General features: G+C 36.1%; 1 protein-coding gene. It reads right to left on the bottom strand.

Annotated elements, in window-relative coordinates; translation table 11 throughout:
• On the bottom strand, positions 1-872 hold an 872-nt coding region (gene tagH / locus IQR33_RS12635), incomplete at its 3' end, for a type VI secretion system-associated FHA domain protein TagH (RefSeq protein WP_193843736.1).
• Positions 873-1227: the final 355 nt, after the last annotated feature.

The raw sequence follows: 1227 nt of genomic DNA, 5'->3' as shown, positions 1-1227 counted from the left end.
GTTTGACGGTTATATAAGTTATGAATCGCATCTTCTAAGTTTGCAGAAAACTTTAAAGGGTTATTTTCTGACTTACGAAATGCGGTATGACTAAGTCGATTTGTTTGTTTAAACACTGCTCTGTTATGCAGTGTTTCCATTAAACCAACTAGCATCAAAGAAAATGACTCCCCCAGTTGTTCGAACCATTCCTCTCGGTTATCGCTGGGAATCATCATTGGATCTATACCCACCCCTCTAACAAAAGCCGCAAGTTCACCCCCATTGGTATCAAAGTTGGGAGTCGATAGGTGTTCTGATTGTCGGTTAACTTTCGGTAAAGTTTCAGATACGGTGCTCTGTTTTTCGGGCTTTGGGATATCAATAAAATCATCGACTAAACCAATATCTAGCTGAAAGTCAGAAGGAACACTTTCGTTTAAGAGTTCACTAGCACTAAGGCCTAGGTCAACAAATTCTGCTTCCGATGGACTTGAGACTACTTCAGGGGGTGCGCTAGAAAGACTTTTACTTGTCTCAAGACTGAATACATCTGTATCTGTTTGAATAGAAACTGAAATTTGATAATCCCCTAAGCTAACCATATCGTCATCGCTTAGTGCTATTTCATTTCCTTGACCCACAGGAGTTACAGCATTATTTACAAAAGTACCATTAGTTGAGAGGTCTTTTATCAAGTATTTGTCACCAAACTTAATCAGTTCTCCGTGGGTTCCGGATACCACTCTTTCAGGATCTGGTAGTGTCCAATCACATTGTTCAGACCTACCAAATGTAACCTTGGCATGTTCATCACTTGATTCAAACACGAACTCACTCTCAATCTCTGGAGTAAATTTGTGAAAACTTGTTATGGTTAAAACCAACTTCATGTAAACCTCGCCAAAGACCTGCTAGATATTATTTTTAATTTTATTATTAACTACTTTCTTATTAACAGTAAGATTAATAAAAATCTTAATACTGCCATTGAAAATCATGCACGGAATAATGAATCATTTTTTTATCAAAGCAATCACGTATTGTTCAACAATTTTAATTATCCAACCAAGTTCAAATTTTTGACACTTAGACTTTCATCAATAAAAAAACGAATGTTAGTTTGGCCGAGAAATTCTAACATAATGACTTTTCATTGAGCAGAAAGGTATATATTCCCCCATCATTTATACGGAGTTCTTGTGATGGAAGACAGTAATAAAAACAATTCTATAAATAACGAAGAAA

This window comes from Vibrio sp. OPT46, from assembly GCF_015163535.1.
GTDB lineage: Bacteria > Pseudomonadota > Gammaproteobacteria > Enterobacterales > Vibrionaceae > Vibrio > Vibrio alginolyticus.
This window is presented reverse-complemented; position numbering and strand designations above follow the sequence as displayed.